General features: G+C 69.7%; 19 protein-coding genes. 6 read left to right on the forward strand and 13 right to left on the reverse strand.

Features of this window, described 5'->3' with window-relative positions; translation table 11 throughout:
- Nucleotide 1: 1 nt before the first annotated feature.
- From J2X58_RS11650 to J2X58_RS11695, 10 genes are all read right to left on the reverse strand, one after another.
- Nucleotides 2-742: an ABC transporter permease gene (locus J2X58_RS11650; RefSeq protein WP_310048360.1), complete on the reverse strand. Its 741-nt coding sequence runs from the start codon at nt 740-742 to the stop codon at nt 2-4.
- Complete coding sequence (locus tag J2X58_RS11655; protein WP_310048361.1) at nt 739-1668, reverse strand: ABC transporter ATP-binding protein; 930 nt, start codon at nt 1666-1668, stop codon at nt 739-741. The genes J2X58_RS11650 and J2X58_RS11655 overlap by 4 nt, the downstream gene beginning before the upstream one ends.
- Nucleotides 1665-2789, reverse strand: a complete 1125-nt coding sequence (locus tag J2X58_RS11660) for an ABC transporter permease (protein ID WP_310048363.1) — start codon at nt 2787-2789, stop codon at nt 1665-1667. The genes J2X58_RS11655 and J2X58_RS11660 overlap by 4 nt, the downstream gene beginning before the upstream one ends.
- A complete protein-coding gene (locus J2X58_RS11665; RefSeq protein ID WP_310048364.1) occupies nt 2786-3688 on the reverse strand; it encodes a glycine betaine ABC transporter substrate-binding protein in 903 nt (300 codons plus the stop codon). The genes J2X58_RS11660 and J2X58_RS11665 overlap by 4 nt, the downstream gene beginning before the upstream one ends.
- 3 nt (nt 3689-3691) lie before the next feature.
- Nucleotides 3692-6292 carry a TIM-barrel domain-containing protein gene (locus J2X58_RS11670; RefSeq protein WP_310048365.1) on the reverse strand — a complete coding sequence of 867 codons (2601 nt, stop codon included), beginning with the start codon at nt 6290-6292 and terminating at the stop codon, nt 3692-3694.
- A 121-nt stretch (nt 6293-6413) separates the two neighbouring features.
- The gene (locus J2X58_RS11675; protein WP_310048367.1) at nt 6414-7592 is read right to left on the reverse strand and encodes a diguanylate cyclase; all 1179 of its coding nucleotides are present in this window, start codon (nt 7590-7592) and stop codon (nt 6414-6416) included.
- A gap of 164 nt (nt 7593-7756) precedes the next feature.
- Nucleotides 7757-8932, reverse strand: a complete 1176-nt coding sequence (locus J2X58_RS11680; protein WP_310048368.1) for a hypothetical protein — start codon at nt 8930-8932, stop codon at nt 7757-7759.
- Entirely contained in the window at nt 8932-11274 is a 2343-nt protein-coding gene (locus J2X58_RS11685) for an EAL domain-containing protein (protein ID WP_310048369.1), read from the reverse strand. The genes J2X58_RS11680 and J2X58_RS11685 overlap by 1 nt, the downstream gene beginning before the upstream one ends.
- 8 nt (nt 11275-11282) lie before the next feature.
- Nucleotides 11283-11930 (reverse strand): methylamine utilization protein, encoded by a 648-nt coding sequence (locus tag J2X58_RS11690; RefSeq protein WP_175472854.1) that lies wholly within the window; start codon nt 11928-11930, stop codon nt 11283-11285.
- Nucleotides 11931-11973: 43 nt separating this feature from the next.
- Nucleotides 11974-12177, reverse strand: a complete 204-nt coding sequence (locus tag J2X58_RS11695) for a hypothetical protein (RefSeq protein WP_090056493.1) — start codon at nt 12175-12177, stop codon at nt 11974-11976.
- Nucleotides 12178-12320: 143 nt separating this feature from the next.
- Between J2X58_RS11695 and dusB the strand changes: the two genes are divergently transcribed.
- The 6 genes from dusB (at nt 12321) to fdhD (ending at nt 17163) form a co-directional block, all read left to right on the forward strand.
- Nucleotides 12321-13307, forward strand: coding sequence for a tRNA dihydrouridine synthase DusB (gene dusB, locus J2X58_RS11700; protein ID WP_090175619.1), 987 nt, complete (start codon nt 12321-12323; stop codon nt 13305-13307).
- 454 nt (nt 13308-13761) lie between these two features.
- A complete protein-coding gene (locus tag J2X58_RS11705; protein ID WP_310048371.1) occupies nt 13762-14541 on the forward strand; it encodes an enterotoxin A family protein in 780 nt (259 codons plus the stop codon).
- A complete protein-coding gene (locus J2X58_RS11710) occupies nt 14538-14918 on the forward strand; it encodes a hypothetical protein (protein WP_090056487.1) in 381 nt (126 codons plus the stop codon). Before J2X58_RS11705 ends, J2X58_RS11710 begins: the two co-directional genes overlap by 4 nt.
- Nucleotides 14919-15065: 147 nt before the next feature.
- The gene (locus J2X58_RS11715) at nt 15066-15839 is read left to right on the forward strand and encodes a hypothetical protein (protein ID WP_310048372.1); all 774 of its coding nucleotides are present in this window, start codon (nt 15066-15068) and stop codon (nt 15837-15839) included.
- Nucleotides 15836-16213 carry a hypothetical protein gene (locus tag J2X58_RS11720; protein ID WP_310048375.1) on the forward strand — a complete coding sequence of 126 codons (378 nt, stop codon included), beginning with the start codon at nt 15836-15838 and terminating at the stop codon, nt 16211-16213. The genes J2X58_RS11715 and J2X58_RS11720 overlap by 4 nt, the downstream gene beginning before the upstream one ends.
- A 59-nt stretch (nt 16214-16272) precedes the next feature.
- Nucleotides 16273-17163, forward strand: coding sequence for a formate dehydrogenase accessory sulfurtransferase FdhD (fdhD, locus tag J2X58_RS11725; protein WP_310048377.1), 891 nt, complete (start codon nt 16273-16275; stop codon nt 17161-17163).
- Between the two features lie 2 nt (nt 17164-17165).
- Here the strand turns inward: fdhD and J2X58_RS11730 are convergent, their stop codons facing one another.
- Genes J2X58_RS11730 through J2X58_RS11740 form a run of 3 tightly spaced genes read right to left on the reverse strand, consistent with a single transcriptional unit; the run spans nt 17166 to nt 19227 of the window.
- Nucleotides 17166-17504 carry a hypothetical protein gene (locus J2X58_RS11730; RefSeq protein WP_090056477.1) on the reverse strand — a complete coding sequence of 113 codons (339 nt, stop codon included), beginning with the start codon at nt 17502-17504 and terminating at the stop codon, nt 17166-17168.
- The gene (locus tag J2X58_RS11735) at nt 17501-18034 is read right to left on the reverse strand and encodes a molybdenum cofactor guanylyltransferase (RefSeq protein WP_310048379.1); all 534 of its coding nucleotides are present in this window, start codon (nt 18032-18034) and stop codon (nt 17501-17503) included. Before J2X58_RS11735 ends, J2X58_RS11730 begins: the two co-directional genes overlap by 4 nt.
- Nucleotides 18031-19227, reverse strand: coding sequence for a molybdopterin molybdotransferase MoeA (locus J2X58_RS11740; RefSeq protein ID WP_310048381.1), 1197 nt, complete (start codon nt 19225-19227; stop codon nt 18031-18033). The genes J2X58_RS11735 and J2X58_RS11740 overlap by 4 nt, the downstream gene beginning before the upstream one ends.
- Between the last annotated feature and the right edge of the window lie 59 nt (nt 19228-19286).

The raw sequence follows: 19286 nt of genomic DNA on the forward strand, positions 1-19286 counted from the left end.
GTCACCCCCGGCGGATGCGGCGCTCGATCGCGCCGAGCACCGCATCCACGCTCAGTGCGAGCGCGCCGACCAGCAGCGCGCCCTGCACCACGTAGGCGGTATTGTTGCCGACCAGTCCTTCGACGATGGGCGAGCCCAGCGTGGTCGCGCCCACCGCGGAACCGATCGTCGCCGTCCCCACGCTCACGATGGCGGACAGTCGCACGCCGGCCATGATGGGCCCCGCCGCCAGCGGCAGTTCCACCTCGCGCAGGCGGCGCCAGCGCCCGTAACCCATGCCGTCGGCGGCGTGCAGCGTCGCGGCCGGCACGTGTTCGAGCCCGGCGATCGTCTGACCGAGGACGGGCAGCACGCCATAGAGCACGAGCGCGAGCAGCGTGGGCGCCGCGCCGAAGCCCAACAGCGGCACCGCGATCGCGAGGACGGCGACGGGCGGGAACGTCTGGCCGATCACGGCGACGGCGCGCACGGTCGGCAGGAGCGAGCGCCCGGACGGGCGCGTGGCGAGGATACCGAGCCCCAGACCGATCGCCACGGCGAGCAGCGTGGCGATCGTCACCAGCGCCAGATGAGCCAGCGTCAGCGCACCGAACGACGTGCGCGTGTACAGCGGATGCGAGAGCTCCGGCAGCCAGGCGTGGAACCACGGACCGGATCGCGGCAGCACGAACAACAGCGATGCGAGCACCGCCAGCGGTGCGGCGACGCGTATCACGCCCTGCGTATGCCGGGCTTTCGTCACGGTCCGTTCGCCACGAGGTCGGCGAGGACGATCGCGCCGACACGCTCGCCCCGCTCGTTCACCGGCAGCCGATCGCGCCGCTGCGCCAGCATGGCCGCGAGCGCGTCCTGCAACGAATCGGCCACGTCCACCGCCTCGCCTTCCGCGGGCTCGCCGACGCGCATGCTGTCGCGCACGGTGCGCACCGCGAGTTCGCGCAGCCGGGCCCGCGTGCCGCCGACGAAGTCGCGGACGCGGTCGTTGGCGGGGCGATGCAGGAGATCGAGCGGCGCCCCCACCTGCGCGATCCTTCCGTCCAGCATCAACGCCACGCGATCGCCGAGCCGGAACGCTTCGTCCATGTCGTGCGTGACGAACAGGATGGTCGTTCCCGTATCGCGCTGGATCGCCTTCAGACTGCCCTGCAGCGAGTCGCGGGTGATCGGATCGAGCGCGCCGAACGGTTCGTCCATCAACACGATGCGCGGCCGCGCCGCCAGCGCCCTCGCCACGCCCACGCGTTGCTGCTGCCCGCCCGACAACGTGGCGGGATAGCGATCCGCGATGCCGGGCTCGTCGAGCCGGAGGAGTTCGACGAGTTCCGCCACGCGCGCGCGGATGTCGCCCTCCGACCAGCCGAGGAGGCGAGGGACCGTCGCGATGTTCTCGCCAACGGTGCGATGCGGGAACAGCCCCACCGACTGGATGGCGTAACCGATACCACGGCGCAGCGTCTCGACATCGCGCGAAAGCACGTCCTCGCCGTCGATGCGCACCGCGCCCGCGTCGACCGGCACGAGCCGGTTCACCGTGCGCAGCAAGGTGGACTTGCCCGAGCCGGACGGACCGACGAGGACGAAGAACTCGCCGTCGTCGATGCGCAGCGACAGGTCGTCGATCACGAGGTGCCCGCCGAAGCGCTTGGTTACGTGGTCGAACTCGATCATGCGCGACGCTCCGTCCATGCGAGGACACCCTGAAAGACGAAATCCACCAGCAGCGCCAGCACGATGATGGCGAGCGTGCCCAGCAGCACCATGTCGGTGGCTCCCTGTCCGATCCCGAGGAAGACGAAACGCCCGAGCCCGCCCGCGCCGATCAGCGCGGCGACGGCGGCGAGACCGATCGTCTGCACCGCGACGATGCGCAGGCCGGCCAGCAGCACCGGCCATCCCAGCGGAAGCTGCACGCGCATGAGCAGCTGCGTGCGACTCATGCCGAGGCCGCGCGCGGCGTCGCGCGTATCGACCGGCACGGCATCGAGGCCGGCGGCGGTGTAGCGCACGACGGGAAGCAGGGCATAAAGCCACAGCGCGAAGACCGCGGGCGCGGCGCCGGTGCCGCCGAAACCCAGGGTGCCGAGCGCGGGCCATGTGCGCGCGAGCCACGCGAAGGGTCCGATCAGCAACGCGAACAGGGCGAGCGACGGAACGGTCTGCAGGAACGCGAGGATGCCGACGACGACACCGTCGGCGCGGCGCCCTCGCCAGACCCGCCAGCCCAACGGCGCCCCCGTCAGCAACGCCAGCACGAGCGTGGTCCCTGCCAGTCGCAGATGTTCCGCGACGGCGGCCGCGAACGGTGCGCGCTGCGCCCGCCATTCGCGGACGAGCGAGAGTCCGTCGAACACGCCGGCCGCGGCGAGCATGGCGATGGTGACACCGGCCGCGATCCACGCGGCGACCTGCACCGCCGGACGCCGGCTGCGCAGGCCGTCGAGCAGGAGCAGCGCGGCGGCGAGCCACATCATCCAGAACCCCGCACCGGGCTGCACGCGCGTCGTCGCCGACGCGTCCGAAAGGATACGCTGGGCTTCCGCGCCGGCGAGCCACGGCAGCCCCGCGATCGCGAGCCAGGCCATGGCCGTGACGGCGACGCGCTGCATGGGAATGCGGAACGCGGTGACGGCGATGACGGCAAGCCAGGCCGCGGCGAGCGGCCCTGCGAGCGGGCTCACGGCATGGCCCGAGAGCAGACGGTTCGGGGCGACGTGCAGGAAAGGCAGGCACGCCGCCGCGACGAGCGCCATCGCGGACAGCACGAACACCGGCAGCGCCCGCGACATCATTTCAGCAGCCCCTCCGACCGCAGGTAATCCGCCGCGACCGCTCCCGCGTCCTCGCCACCGATCTGCGTCCGCGCGTTCAGCCGCCGAAGCACGTCCACCGTCAGCGGACGGAACGCCGCGTCCAGCGCCGCGCGCATCGCCGGGTGAGCCTGCAACACCGCCTCGCGAACGACCGGCGCGGGCTGGTACACCATCTCCACGTGTTTCGGATCGTCGAGCACGACCAGTCCGGTGACCGCGATCGCGCCGTCCGTCGAATAGACCATGCTCGCGTTCACACCCGACGTACCCTCGGCGGCCGCCTTGATGGTCGCGGACGTATCGCCGCCCGCCAGCACGAGCAGCTGGTCGCCGCGCAGCGCGAACCCGTAGGCGGACTGGAACGCGGGCAGCGCCGCGTCGCTCTCCACGAACTCGGCGGAACCGGCGAGGAGGACATCGCCCCCGCCCGTCACCCAGCGCGCGAAGTCCGCGAGGCTGCGCAGACCGCGACGTGTCGCGACGTCGCCGCGGACGCCGATCGCCCAGTGGTTGTCGGCCGGCGCCGGCGCGAGCCACACGAGGCGGTTGGCGGCGAGATCGAGCGACGACGCGAGCGCATGGGCTTTCGCGGCGTCGCGGAATGCCGGATCGGTTTCGCGATGGAAGAAGTACGCCGCGTTGCCGGTGTATTCGGGATACACGTCGAGATCGCCGTTGAGCAGCGCTCGGCGCACGATCGACGTCGGGCCGAGTTGCGTCCGGTCCACCACCGGAATGCCTTCGTGTTTCAGCACCTGGAGCACGATCTGGCCGAGGAGCGCGCCCTCGTTGTCCGCCTTGGAGCCGACCCGCACGGCACCCTGCGCCTGCGCGGCCAAGGCGGCCAGGGCGAGCGCGAAGCCCAGCAGGCGACGCAACGGTCAGCGCCCCAACAGGTCGATGAACCCGCGCTTGAACGCGTCGTCGATCGGCGTCGCCGAGACGCTATCGGGCAGGGCCGCGAAACGTGCCTCGAACGCCTGCACCGCCTGGGTGAAACGCTCCGCGCGGCCCTCGTCGTCGCCCTCCTCCACCGCGTACTCGATCACGCGCGCCGCCTGCCCGGCGAGGTCGACGTCGTCCGGCAGCGCCGAGATGTCGCCCCATACCTGCTTGAGGTACTTCACCGCGTCGGACGCGCGCCGCATGCGATGCAGCAGCGCCTTGGGCGGCGCGTGCTCGGGGGCGAAGCGGGCGACGACGTCCTGCGCCTCGCCGACCGGCACATGGCCGAGGTCGACGCGGATGCAGAGCCACGCGGCGTCGAACAACCAGGTTCCCGGCTTCGGCGTCGGGCTGTACGGCAGCGCTTCGCCGTTGACCTCGACGGTCTCGGGGATGCCCGCGTCCAGGAACTGCACGACATAGGCGCGTGTCTCCGGCCGCCCGCGATACCGCCCTTCCATGCCGTCGATGTGCACGCGATGCGCGCGATCGCCGCGGCGGCTGCGCACCGGCGTGCGCGCGAACTCGCCGCGCTGGTAACCCTGGGTCGTTCCGTCGTCGTCATAGAGCACGGTGCTGCCCTCGTCGCCGGGGAAGACCTGCAGGATGATCGAGTCCGGCACCGTCGCGAGGTCGCGCATGCCTTCCGGGTAGAGCGGGACGACACTGCCCGGGCGGACGAAGATCGGGATCTCCTCCAGCGTGTAGGAGCGTTCCAGGATCGCACCCCCTTCGAACGATTCCGCGCCGTCGCGGGTGTACCACAGGCCCGGTGGCAGCCAGACGGGGAACGGCGCGGTGCCGTCGGCACCGACCGGCGTGGTGACCGGCGCGACCAGGATGTCGTTGCCGAACATGTATTGCGCGGGGTGCGCGTACGCTTCCTCGTGCTCCGGCCAGTGGTAGTACATGGGACGCACGAGCGACACGCCGGTGTCGTACGCATGGCGTGCGGCCGCGTAGATGTACGGGGCCAGCTGATAGCGAAGACGGATCGCGGCGAAGATCGCGTCGCCGCAGGGTGGCCCGAAGTGCCACGGTTCCTTGTGCAGGCTCGCTTCCTTCGCGGAGTGCGTGCGCAGCACCGGACTGAACACGCCCAGCTGCATCCAGCGCGCGTAGAGCTCGGGCTCGAGATGGCGCTCGGGACGCGGGATGTGCTTGTGGAACGTATGGCCGCCGATGTCGTGGCTCCAGTAGCCGTACAGCACGTTGGAGGCCATCGCCGTGAAGTGCGGCTGGTACGCGAGCGACGTCCACGAGATCACGCTGTCGCCGGAGAAACCGATCGGATAGCGATGGTTACCGAGGCCGCCCCAGCGGTGATAGATCAGGCCGCGTTTCTCGCCATCGCGCTGCATCTCGGTGAAGAACGCATGGTTGAGCCACCACGTGTTCGAGAGGCCGGGATGCGCCTTCGATTCCGGCCACTGCTGCCAGTCGAGCCACCAGAAGTCGACGCCATCCTCTTCCAGCGGGTGCAGGATGGTGTCGAACAGCGCGCGCATGTACGCGGGCGACGTGCCTTCGAACGGAATCGGCGCCTGCGTGCTCGTGTCCCATGACAGCGCCGCGGCCATCGCTTCGTAACGTTCCTCGTGCGGCATGACGCCCGAGGCGGGATGAAGGTTGAGCGTGATGCGCAGGTTCTGGCCGCGCGCCCAGCGCATGAAGGCCTTCGGATGCGGAAACAGGCTGCGATTGAACGTGTAACCCGTCCAGCCCGACGCTTCGCCGAAGACGTCCTTGTGTTCGTGGCCGGGGCGCAACGAAAGACCCGGCGTGGTATGCCAGTCCATGTCGAGCACGAGCACGTCCAGCGGAATGCGCTCCTTCTCGAAACGCGCGCCGAGCGTGCGCAGTTCGGCATCGGAGTAGTTCCAGTAACGCGACCACCAGTAGCCGAAGACGAAGCGTGGCGGAATCGGCTGCGGCCCTGCGATCGACGCGAAGTCCGAGAGCGCCGCCATGAAGTCGCGGCCATATCCGAAGAAATACAGATCCTGCCGTTCGCCCTCCGGCCGCTCGAGCACCCAGCCGTCGTCGTCCAGGCCGAAGGCGTGCGTGTCGTCGACGACGTGCCAGCCATCGCGCGCGATGAGGCCTTCCTCCAGGGGGAGTTTGCTGCCGTCCTGCCACGTGTCGCCGTCGTAGCGGTCGAGCGTGCGGTAGGTGCCGCCGAGGTTGGCCTGCTGCGTGTCGCCCGGGTGCCAGGTGATCTCGCCGTCGGCGGTGCGCACGACGATCGACAGGTTCGCGGCGTCGAAGCGGCCGCCGCCTTTCGTCCAGCGGAGCCGGAGCCGCCCCGTGTCGATGGCGAGCCCGTCGGCGTCTTCGGTGAGCGTGAACGGCGGTACGTCCACCGCGCGATGGACGACGACCTGCGTCCGGTCGTCGCGGAAGACACGGGCGGCACTCCATTCCAGGCGGATGAGGCGCGGCGTGAGGACGGTGAACCGGACCTCGCCGCGCTCGACGATGGCCTCGGGCCGGGCTGCCGCTCCCGTGACGGGACGGCTCTGAGTCGTGGCTTCCATGGGCTTGCGTCACCCCTTGTCGGACCGGAGGCGGACCATTATGACGCGTTGCCGCATCGAACCGGTGAACGGGCTCGCATTCCTGAAGGAATCGATGGTGGAACGTTCGACGATCGGCGTCTCAGAGCACCACGCAGCAATTGCGCCCGGCACGTTTCGCGGCGTAGAGCGCGCGATCGGCGCGGTCGAAGACGGCCGCGGCACGCTCCGCCGCGGTGAAGCGCGTCAGCCCACCCGACATGGTCACGGTGACGGGTTTCGAGCTCGCGTGGAACGCGAGCTTCTCCACCGTGGCGCAGAGGCGCCGCGCCAGGTCCTCGGCGTCGTCGGGCCCCATGTCGGAGAAGAGGACCACGAATTCCTCGCCACCGTAGCGTGCGACGAAGGCCCGGCCGTCGAGTTCACGCGCGAGCGTCTGCCCCACGATGCGCAGCACGGCGTCGCCCGCCGCGTGGCCGTACGTGTCGTTGATCGCCTTGAAATGATCGATGTCGAACGCACCCACGCAGGCCACGCCCCCTTCCTCGCGCACTTGGCGCTCCACCTCGGCGACGCGACGGTCGTAGGCGAGGCGGTTCGGCAGTCCGGTGAGGCCGTCGGTCAGCGCGAGCTCGTGCTCGCGGCGAAGCGAATCCTGCAGGCTGGATGCCTGCGACTCGAGCTGCTCGACACGATCGTGCATGCGCTCGGCGCGCTCGCGGTATGCCGAGAGCCTCGCGTCTTCACGCTCGCGAAAGTCGCGGAAGTGGCGGTCGATGACCGAAAGCCGTTCGTCGACCTCGGCCTGCAGGCTCGCCAGATCCGTGGCCGCCTGCGTTTTCTCGCCGAGCAGGCGCATTTCCTCGCGCACCTGGGCGTCGAGCCGGTGACCTTCCGTCGCGCTGGCGTCCGCTTCGTCACGCTCGCCGGCGAGGTAACGGGTCATGTCGCCCAGCCGCGCGCTGACCGTTCCGAGCAGTTCCTGCAAACGCGCCACGTCGGCGCGCAAGGCGTCGACGACCGCATCCTCCGTGGTGTCGGATGCACGGGCGGCGCCCGGCGGCGCGGCGTCCAGGCGGGTCACGGCCTCGGCGAGTCTTTCCAGGAGCGGTTCGACGGTCGCCGGCGACGGCGAACCGCGCAGTTCCGTCGTCAACCGGTCGAGGAGCTCGTCGAGCTCGCCGCCATCACCCCGGACCAGCACGGCCAGCCGCAGCGAAAGCCGGCGCAGCACGTCGCCGACGGCTCGCGACGCCTCTTCGTCGCGCTCCATCCGCTCCAGCGCAAGATGGTACTTGCGCTCCCAGATCCCCTCGTCCAAGTCGTCCCGCCGTCGCTCGTTGCCCTGGGCGGATCGTACGCCGTGCGAGCGCGCCGTGGGAGCGGACCTGGCGGCGACATATTCCGGGGCCGTTCGCCACAGGCCCTGCGACTCTTCGCGAAGAGCCGTCGCGGCCAGGTCCGCTCCCACATGGTTCCGAGGCGTCAGTAGTAGACGCGCGCCATCAGCTGCCACTGCTCGCCGCCCTGTCGCGACGGATCGCCGATCACGGCGGACGCGTCGCGATCGACGTGCACGCGCAGCCATTCCGCCGTCAGGCGCAGCCAGTCGCGCGGTCGCCAGTTGAGCGCGGCGGTGACGGCGTGGCCGCGCTCGCGAGGGTTGTCGGTGCCGAAACGCTCGACACGGAGCGCCGGCCGCCAGGCGCCACGGTTCCAGCCGGCCAGCAGGAAGGCCGAACGGAACGGCGTCCGGTAGCTCACGTCGTCGGGCCGCACGTCCGTATCGCCGTCCATCGCCTGCGCGATGAGGGTGACCGGGCCGCGTGTCCACACCGCGCCCGCCGACCAGAAACGCGTTCGCCAGGCGAACAGCTTCTCGCCGCCGGCGTAGAGCCTGTAGGCCGAGGGATCCGCGCGGTTGTCGTAACGCAGGAGGCGCAGCTCCCACCCCGCCGGCGCCTTCCACGCCGCATCGGCGTACCAGCCGGTACGGCCGCCTATCGCGTGGAAGGGATCGTAGACCTCGCGCTCGCCGGCCTCGGCGGGTTCGCGCAGCCGGCCGCCCAGCCCATACGTCACGTCGCTGAGCGACCAGCCACGCAGCGCGAGGATGTTCCCGGCCACGTCGTTGTGGCGGAACAACCCGCCCCCCGCCGTGAACGTGCCGGCGACGCCGCGCCACTCCTCGCGCGCTTCCGCGCCGAAACCACGGATCTCCTCGCCTACCCAGCTGTTGATCGCCGATGGCGTGACCGTCCACGGGCTGGTCCAGCCGATACCGTCGTTTTCCAGCGATATCGGCAGAAAGTAGAGTCCCGCCTTCACGGAGCCGCGCCACGCGCTCGTCGACACCGGCCGGTAGCGCAGGAACGCCTCGGGAACCTGCAGGTCGGTGCGGTCGGTCCGCTGCGCCTGCACGTCGACCAGCGCGAACAGGGCCGGCGTCAGCTGCGCCGTGACGACGACACCCGCCGCGCCGAAGCGGACACCGCGCTCGCCGTCGCCGTAACGCGTGTGGCCGCTACCGCCGTCGATGAACGATGTCGGTGACGGCGCATCAACGAGTCTCGCGTCGGCGAAGGCGTGCAGTTTCACGTCCTGCGCGGAGGCGACGGACGCGCATGCCGCCAGAAGGACGAGTGCGAGGTGACGGGGCATCACGAGTCGCCGGTGGCCGGTGCCATGCATCGCGCCACGAGGTCCGCGAACGGCATCGGCCGGCCGACGAGGTAACCCTGCGCGTGATCGCAACCGACTTCGGCGAGGAACGCCAGGCTACCCTCGTCCTCCACGCCCTCGGCCGTCACGCGGTAGCCGAGGCGGTGGCCCAGTTCGACCAGCGACTGGACGATGACGCGGTCGGTTTCATCGGTGGCGAGGTGCTGCACGAACATCCGGTCGATCTTCAGCTCGGTGACGGGGAGGCGGCGGAGGTAGGCGAACGACGCCTGGCCGCTGCCGAAGTCGTCGATGGCGACGTCGATGCCCATATCGGCCAGCTGGCCGAGGACCTGAAGCGCCGCGGCGGGCTCGTGGATCACCGCGCTCTCGGTCACCTCGAGGCTCAGCGCCTGCGCAGGCAGGCCGTTGGCGCGAAGCAAGGCTTCCACCCGGCCGGCGAGTTCGGGGTCGCCGACGTCACGGGCGGAAAGGTTCACGGCGACGGTGACGTCGATACCCGCCGCCGCCAGGGCCGTCATCTCCCGGATCGCGCGCGCCAGCACCCAGCGCGTGAGCCGGCCGATGGTGCCGGTTTCTTCCGCGACGGCGACGAAGAGCTCGGGCGATACGGCGCCCCGGCCCGGACGATGCCAGCGCACGAGCGCTTCGGCGCTGTCGATGACGCCGTCGGCCATGCGGCGTTTCGGCTGGTACCAGAGCTCCAGCGCATCGGCCTCGATCGCCGCGCGCAACTCGCCCATCAGCGAGAGACGTTCCGGCCGGTGCGGATCGGCTTCGGGATCGTAGACGTCGACACCGCGCGTCGATCCCACCGCCGCGAACTCGGCGACCTCCGCGCGCCTGAGCAGGATCGCGGCGCGCTCGCCATGTCCCGGCGTCAGCGCGATGCCCACGGCGGGCCCCAGGTCCATGCGGATGTCGGCTTCCAGGTACGGGAGGCCCAACGCGTCCATGATCCGGAACGCGGTGTCGATGGCCTCCATCCTGCCGGTGTCCCGCAGCCAGACGGCGAACTGCGTGTCCGTCGCGCGAGCCACGAAGTGCGTGCCGGCGACCTGTCCGAGACGCACCGCGGCTTCGCGCATCAGGCGATCGGCCAGCGCGTGGCCGACCGTCTTCACGATCTCCGGAAGCCGATTGACGCCCACGATCAGCAGGGCGCCCTGCATGCCGGGCGTCGTGGCCAGATCGTCGTCGACGGCCGACTCGGCGGCCGCCCGGTTCGGCAGGCCCGTCACGCCGTCGTGCGACGCCTGGTGGAGGATGCGCCGCTCGCGCTCGCGGATCGCGTCGGTCATCGTGTGGAACGCGATGGCCAGGTCGCCCACCTCGTCGCCACGGCGCACGTCGGGCACGTCGTCGTAATCGCCCGCCGCGATGCGCCGCGCCGATCCGGCCAGCGCTTCGACGGGACGCGCGACACCGCGCGCCACGAGCCACGCGACGAGGAAGCCGCCGGCGAGTCCGACCAGCAGCACGGCCAGCCAGGCATTCCAGACGGGAAGGTAAGGACGCAACGCGTCGTCGAGCGAATAGCCGAGCACGGCGTAGACCGCGCCGCCGCCCTTCGGCTGGCGCAGCAGTTGGGCGAGCACGAGGTACTCCCGACCGCCGATGGCGGCGAGCGTCGGTGTCGACGGCAATGGCTCGCCCCGCGCGGAAAGGCTCTCGGTCAGTCCGGAATCATGGCTGCCCCGCGCGATCACCGCGTAGCGCCCTTCGCCGACGGGTGTCGCCAGTTCCACGTCGCGCGGCAGCGCGGAGAGTTCCTGCATGTGCGCAAGGAGCGCGTCGTCCACCGGGATGCTCGCGACGACGAGCCCGACGGGCTGTGGCGCGTAGATCGGCACGACGACCAGCCAGTACGCCTTGCCTTCTGACACGATCACGGCCGCGCTGCGCCTGTCGTAGGCGCTGGCGAGCAGGTCCGGGAACGCGAACGGTTCGCCGTCGCTGGCCGGCGCCAGTGTGTCGGCCTGCACGCGTCCGTCGAGGCCGAGCAGCTGCATGCGCGCGGCACCGACGCGGCGGCCGTGGTTGCGCAGCACCGAGAGCACCGTCTCCTTGTCGCGCGCGCCGATCGCGGAACGAAGCCCGTAATCGAGCGAGAGGATCTGCACGCCGTTCGCGACCCGAATGGAGAGATCGTTCATCTGCGCCACGAAGGCGCCCGCGTTGACGCTGAGCTGCCGGCCACCTTCCGCCACGAGCTGGCGATGGGCGATGCCGTACGTCAGAAGCGCGGTCAGCCCCTGGACGAGGACCAGCGAGGCGACGAAGAACAGGGCAAGCCGCGAGCGGAACCCGGGAGCGCGCATGCGTCGGGTCAGTAACCGATGTGTTCGCGGTCCGACATGCCCCGTGGATCGGGCAGGAGGGCCAGCGTGAACGTCACCTTCCCTGGCGTGGAGTCGTCGACCTGCAGGCCCTGCACCGGCAGCGCGATGCCGGGGCGCATCTGGGGGTGCCATGCGTGGGCGCGATAGCGACCCGCGCCGACGCCGTCGAGCACGGCCTGCCCCTTGGCGTCCGTGGTCGCCATGTCGGCGTCCTTCGTCACGTAGAGGTAGGCGATCATCATGTCGTGGATGTTGCAGCCCACCGCGATGTTGCCGGGGCGCGGCAGGACCAGCGGCGGCGAGCTCTCGCCCGGCTTGAGCACGAATTCGAACTTCGCCAGGTCGGAGAAGGAGTAGACCTGGTGCCGCGTGCCGTCGCTGTTGCGGAAGACGATGCTGTCGCCCGCGTGGAGCGCGGTCACGTACGGGAGGAAGGTTTCGTTCTTCTGGTCCACGTAACGCGTGGCCGGGACGATGGGCTTCGCCGCGGTGCCCGCCAGGGGCTCGAGGCTGACCACGGCGTCGCGCACCGGCCTGCCCTCGACATCGACCACCTCGACGGCGACACGACCGGCGTGGGCCGGCCCCATGGCGAGCGAAAACAGGGTCGCCGTGGCGATCAGCAGACGTGGCATGGACTTCCCCCGGGAATGAGGCAAGCCTAGCCCAGATCGACGCTCAACCGCGAACAGGGCGCAGCAACCGGCAGACCCCGACCATGTGCCGGTGCGACCCGCAGGGGTCGGTGCTCCAGATATCGTTGTGCGGCCGGGTCGCGGCCACCTCGTCGAACGACGGCCGCCCCGCCCCGCCGGCCACGCCGCAGGCCAGCGACAGCGCGATACCCGCAAGGATCGCGACACTCCGGATCGTGCTGCGCATGGTTCCACCTCCCCTTTCGTCGCTTCCGACGTTAGGGCGTGGCATGTGAAGGGACAATAGACCGAATGGCGGGTTGGCGTTTGGGAGAGTCCATCGGTCCGTCGCCGACGCACGCCTGCGGCGAATGTCGTAAAATCAACGGCATGCGTATCGGCCCCTACTCCATTTCGCCCGCCGTGGTGCTCGCGCCCATGGCCGGCGTCACCGACAAGCCGTTCCGGCTCCTGTGCAAGCGCATGGGGGCCGGCCTGGCGGTGTCCGAAATGACGACGGCCGATCCGCGACTGTGGAACACCACCAAGTCGCTGCGCCGCATGGATCACGATGGCGAGCCGGAGCCGGTCAGCGTGCAGATCGCGGGTTACGACCCGGGCATGCTCGCGGAAGCGGCGAAGTACAACGCCGACAACGGCGCGCAGATTGTCGACATCAACATGGGGTGTCCGGCGAAGAAGGTCTGCAACGTCTGGTCGGGCTCCGCCCTGCTCCAGGACGAACCGCTCGTCGCGCGCATCCTGCAGGCGGTGGTCAAGGCCGTCGACGTCCCGGTGACGCTGAAAATCCGCACCGGCTGGGATCGCGAGCACCGCAACGCGCTGACCATCGCGCGCATCGCGGAAGACGCCGGCATCGCCGCGCTCGCCATGCATGGCCGCACGCGCGCGGACAAGTATGAGGGCGAGGCCGAATACGCGACGATCGCAGCAGTGAAGGCCAGCATTTCCATCCCGGTGCTCGCCAACGGCGACATCGTCGATCCGGTGAAGGCGCGCGAGGTGCTGCGCCAGACCGGCGCGGACGCCGTGATGATCGGACGGGGTGCGCAGGGTCGTCCGTGGATCTTCCGCGAGATCGCGCACCACCTCGAGACCGGCGGCTTCCTGCCGGAGCCCTCGCCCGCCGAGGTGCGCGACATCCTCGCCGGGCACCTGGAGCACCTCTACGCGTTTTACGGCGAGCGGATGGGCGTGCGCATCGCGCGCAAGCATCTCGGCTGGTACGCGAAGGATCGTCCGGAAAACGCCGCGTTCCGCCACGTGGTCAACCAGGCCGAGGATGCCGCCACGCAGCTGCGGCTGACGCGCGAGTATTTCGACGCGCTCGCCGCCGGGGTGTCGCTGGCGGCGTGAGCCGCTCACCGGTACGGCAGTTGGAGCGGACCTGGCCGCGATAGCTCCGTGGGAGCCGACCTGGTCGCGACAGCTCTCTGGGAGCGGACCTGGCCGCGACGGCTCTGTGGGAGCGGACCTGGCCGCGATAGCTCTGTGGGAGCGGACCTGGCCGCGACGGCTCTGTGGGAGCGGACCTGGCCGCGACGGCTCTGTGGGAGCGGACCTGGCCGCGACAGCTTTTCGCCATAGATATGGATCTCACGCGCCAGCTCCCAGGTGTTCGCGAAAAGCTGTCGCGGCCAGGTCCGCTCCAACAAGCGGCGATGATGTGGCCAGGGGCAGTCCCACAACGGGTCATCTAGCGGCCTACAGCGCTTAGGGAACTTTCGTGCGTCGTGGCGAGGGCTACACCGCCTGCGTCGCCGTGGGCTCGCCCGCAAAATGAGCGCTTTCCAGGCGCACGGATGCCCGCATGCTTCGCTTCATCGTTCTCCTTGGCCTCGTCGCGGTGTCGTTCGCGTGCCACGCCGAACGTTTCCTCTACCGCATGGACATGCGGCCACCCGACGTGATCTTCGCCACCGGCTTCGTGCCACCCGGCGCGAACACCAACCTGTACCGGCACGTCACCGGCCAGACCTGCTACTTCAGCGAGCACAGCGGCGCGTTCGTCGCCACCACGTCCGATCCGCAGTTCGCGCTCGACTGGGGTAGCGAACTCGTCCGTAGCGGACGCAGTTTCTACATCTACCGGATCCGCCAGACCGCGCACTTCTACAACACGACGACCAGCCTGATGCATGCGTATGCGGTCACGGGCACAGAGGCCTACCGAAGCACGGCCGCCACATTCGTCGAGCAGAGCGAGTGGGCCTCACGTGGAACCATTCCGCCGAGCACAATCATCGATGCGACGCACTACATAGCCCGCGGGTCGATGGAGGCGCCCGAACGTATCGGCACGACGTCGAATCTTCGCTACGTCGCCGCGCCGGCCACGGTCGTCAACACGCCATACCGCTGGGACTACCGCGAAGACGCGCCGGCGGCGCCCGACTCGCCAGGCGCGATGTGCGGCAGCTCGTGCTTCAGCTTTTCGCTTTTCAGCGGCCGCACGAAGCGGCACGCCCCGGTCGAAATCATCCACAACGTGCTCGCCTGCAGGAAGAAGGTGGCGAACCGGACATCCGCGCTCGTGAACCTGTTCGACGAGACACCCATCATCGAAGAGAAGATAAAGGACGAAATGTGATTCCGACGAAGACCCACTCCGCCGCGCGCTCGGCCTGGCTCGCCTGCGTTCTCGCGCTGTCGCCTCTGACGGCCGGTGCACAACAGCACAACGCCGTGCCGGCCGCCGACAATCCCTACAACACGCCGATCGACCGCAGCGCCCGGTCGAGCGGCTTCCGCTGCGGCGTCACGGTGGAGTCGGTCTGGAGCACCGCGTCCGACGACATCTACGCCGCCTTCTCCGACGACAGGATCTGGTACCGCGTTCCCCGCGCGGGCATGCAGCCGCTCCTCTACACCGCCTATTCGCTGGGCCGGAAGGTCTGTTACCAGACCAAGGGTTACCCGCATGCCGACATCGGCATCAACGTCGTCTTTCTCGATCCCCTCAACTAGCGGGAGCACGGCACGCCCCTGACGCGGGGCGAGCCCGCACGTACAGCGCACCGGGATCTTACGGGCGGCACGATGAGGCTCGCACCGCCTGCGGGCGTGAGGGCGGATACCCAGAATACCGCGCTTCCCACAGTTTCCGGACGCCACATGAAAGCCTGGCTGGTCCTCCTTGCTCTGTTCGCGTTGCCGATCGCGGGCCATGCGGAGAACTTCCTCTACCGCATGGACCATCGCGCGCCCGACGTGATCTTTTCAACGGGGTTCGTCCCTGCGGGCGACAACGCGAACCTGTTCCGTCATGTCACGGGAGAGACCTGCTATCGGGGCGAGCGCACGTCTGGCTTCGTGGCGACCACATCCAGTCTGCAGTTCGCCCTGGACTGGGGAAGTGAATTCGCGCGACGCGGCCACCGGTTCTTCGTGTACCGGATCAGGCAGACGGATCAGTTCCACAGCACCACGACGAGCCTCATGCACGCGTTCGCGTCGACGGGAAACTCGCCATATCACCAGGCGGCACGCACGTTCGTCGACCAGGCGGAATGGGCTGCCCGAGGCGCCATTCCCCGCGACACGATCGTCGACGCCGTCGAGTACATCAGTCAGGGACGTGGAGCGGCACCCGACCGGGTGACGAGCCATGTGAACCTGCACTACGTCGCCGGACCATCCATTGTCGCGACCGAACCTTTCATCTGGCGGTACCGCGAAGACCAGCCGGCCACACCCGATTCACCGGACGCCTGCAGCAGCTCCTGCTTCAGTTTCCTGCTGTCCCCCGACCGCGGCAGACGCCAGGCGTCCCGCGACGTCATCGGGAACGTACTCGCATGCCGAAGAAGAATGGCCGATCGCCTTGCCGTGCTGATCCGACTGTTCGACAAAAAACCCGTCGATGATGAATGGAGGGAAGACCCGTGAATCCTGAGAACAAGTCGCGACCACTGACGATCCCCATCGCATGCGCCATCGCCCGGCTTCCGACAGGAGCCATCGCACAGCAGCACAACGCGACTCCCGCGGAGGACAACCCGTACAACACGCCCATCGAGCGATCGGCCCGATCGCCCGGATTCCGCTGTGGCGTCACCGTCGATTCCATCTGGACCAGCGGTGCCGACGATGCCTACGCGGCCTTCTCCGATGACAGGAACTGGTATCGCGTCCCGCACTCCGGCATGCAACCGTTGCTCTACACCGCGTACTCACTCGGCAGGAAAGTCTGTTACCAGACCAAGGGTTACCCGACCGAGGACATCGCCATCAACATCGTTTTCTTCGACCCGCTGAACTGACAAGGCAGCGGCCCGCCGTTGGCCGTAGAATCGCTTCCGGCACCAGAGCGGAAGCATTCATGAGCGAGAAGCAGGTCTCCGGGATCGATATCCAGCGTGCGGTCGCCGGTGCGCCGGCGCCGCACCGGACGCCGCCCGTCGGCTGCGCGACGCGGCCGGTCATCCGCTTCGAGCGCGGCAAGCGTGTCGAGGACGACGACCGCCTCGCGGAAGAAGTCCCGGTCGCCATGCATTTCGACGGCCAGCCGTTCGCCGTCATGATGACGACGCCCACCGACCTCGACGACTTCGCGCGGGGCTTCGCCTTCACCGAGGGCAAGGTCGGATCGGTCCTCGACATCGTCGACATCGAGGTACGCGAGGTGCTCGAGGGCATCGTCGTCGACATCCGCACGTCGACCGCGCTCGCCGCGCGACAGGACGCACCCGCCGTCATGCACGAACCGGCCGCGCGCGAGCTGCCGGGCCGCAGCGGCTGCGGCATCTGCGGTAGCCGCGAACTGGAAGACGTCGTGCGCCATCCGGCGCCGGTCGCCGCGGGGCCGACCGTCCCGGTCGACGCGATCGAACGCGCGCTGGAGGCGTTGCGCGCCCGGCAGCCGATCAACGCGTTCACCGGCTCGGTGCACGCCGCCGCCTGGTCGCTGCCCGACGGCAGCATCGTGAAGGTGCGCGAGGACGTCGGCCGGCACAACGCGCTCGACAAGCTCATCGGCGCGATGCTCGTCGACGGTACCGATCCACGCGACGGCTTCCTCGTGATCACGAGCCGCGCGAGCTACGAGATGGTGACGAAGGCCGCGGTCGCGGGCATCACGATGGTCGTCGCGATCTCCGCGCCGACCGCGCTGGCCGTCCACCTCGCCGCCGACTGCGGCGTGACGTTGCTGGGGTTCGCGCGACCGGGGCGGTTCAACATCTACACGCGAGCCGAGCGCGTGATGGACTGACGTCAGCCCCGGCGCCGGCGCAGGCTGTCCTTCACGTCGACGTCGAAGCGCACGGTGGTCGCCACGGTGTCGTAACCGGGAATGTCGAAGACGAGGCCGTCCTTGCTGGGCAGGCGCGACTGCAGGTCGCGCAACGCGCCGCGCGGCACGCCCATCCGCCACTCGTGCGCGTTCCCCGAGAGCGTGCAGGCCGGCCCGTCGGTGGCATCGATGGCGTAGCGCATCGTGAACGCGGTGCCGAAGGCCGTCGATCCGAGCAACGCGATGTCGTCGAGCAGTTCGGCCAGTTCGTCCTCGTCGATGCGGACGCGGACCGTGTCTTCTTCGAGCTGTACCCTCATGCGTTCGCCTCGCGCCAGTCGTCGGGGGTGTTGCAGTTCATGAGTCGCCGCGGATCCAGACGATCCAGCGGCAGTGTGGTCGCACCGAGGCGCGCCTGCAACGCGGCGATCGAGCATTCCCTTCCGGGACGACGCATCAGATCGTCGAGCGCCGCGCGGGCGGCCGCGTCCATCGTGATCCGCATCGGCAATGGATGGCCTTGCCAGGATGTCGTCGCTCGCGTGCGCTCGGCGAGGAGCGGGGCCAGAACCGCGTCGTCCAGACGCGGCATGTCGACGGGCACGACGAGCCATTCGCCGTCCGGCAGCGCGAGCGCCGCGCTGGCGATGCCGCCGACGGGGCCCGCGGCCGGCCAGCGATCGGCGATGCCGCCCTCGCGAGCGCCGCTGATCGCGACGCGATCGGCGCCGGCGGCCAGCAGCGCATGCGACGTCCGCTCGAGCAGCGTCACGCCGTCGATCCGCAGCAGCGCCTTGTCCTCGCCCATGCGCGAGGATCGGCCGCCGGCGAGCACGAGCCCGAGGATCATGCGGCGTCCGCCGGATCGAGCGGCCACGCGTCGGCCGTGTCGCCGGACGCGGCGACGTTCGACAACCACGTCGTGGCCTGCGTGTAGGGAAGGATGCGGTAGGCCGCCTGCCCTTCCGCCAGGTGCGCGACCTGCTGCCCGTCGCCATCGCAGGCGAGCGTGCCGAGCCCGAAATGGCGCGTGCCTTCCTTCGCCGGCATCGACGCCGCGAGGCGCACGCGCGTGGGCGACTCGGGCGGGAGCCCGGCCATCGCGCGCAGCACGGGGCCGACGAAGAAGCGATACCCGACCGCCACGGCGATGGGATTGCCCGGCAGCGCGAGGACGAGCGGGCCATCGGCGAAGCGCGCGGCGAGCAGCGGCTTGCCCGGTCGGATGGCCACCTTGTGGAAGAGTTCGCGCGCGCCGAGGGAGGCCAGCGCCGCGGGGACGAAGTCGAAACGTCCGGCGGACACCGCGCCCGTGGTCACGACGAGGTCGGCGCCCTCGTCCAGCGCACGCCGCATCGCGAGGACGAACGCGTCGCCGGTGTCGGGCACACGGGTACGACCCAGCCACTCGACGCCCCAGTGCGCGAGGCTCGCGGCGAGGAAGGGTCCATTGGAGTCGTGAATGCCCGCGGGCGGCAGCGGTCCGGGCGCGTTGAGCTCGCTGCCCGTCGTGATCACCGCCACGCGCGGCCGCCGCATGACGTCGACCTCTTCGATACCGAGCGCCGCCAGCAGCATGATCGCCGCGGCATCGATCCGGCGTCCCGCCGCGAAAGCGCGCGCACCTACCGCGATGTCGGCGCCCGCGTGACGCACGTTCTGGCCGCGACGTTCGTCGGCGAGGAAACGTACACGCTCGCCCTGACGCTCGCTACGCTCGACCGGAACCACGGTGTCGAAGCCCTCCGGCATCCGCGCGCCCGTGGCGATTTCGCAGGCCTCCGCTCCCGGCAACGCGTGCGCGGTGTCGCCCGCCGCCTGCATGGCGGCGACGGCGAACGAGGAACCCGCGGGAACGATGTCCGACGCGGCGCGCAGCGCGTAGCCGTCCATCGCAGCGTTGTCGAACGACGGCAGGGCCAGGGGACTGATCACGTCACCTGCGAGGAAACGTCGCGCGGCCGCGTCGATGGCGACGGTTTCGCGACCGAGGGGCGCCGCGGTATCCAGTAGCAGCGCGAGGGCGTCGGGATAGGAAATCATGGAGCGCAGCGTAACCCGCCGGCGCATGATTTGGGCGGGTTGGGTGGCACGCGGAGAAC

The sequence above is a fragment of the Luteibacter sp. 3190 genome, from assembly GCF_031456385.1.
Taxonomy (GTDB): Bacteria; Pseudomonadota; Gammaproteobacteria; order Xanthomonadales; family Rhodanobacteraceae; genus Luteibacter.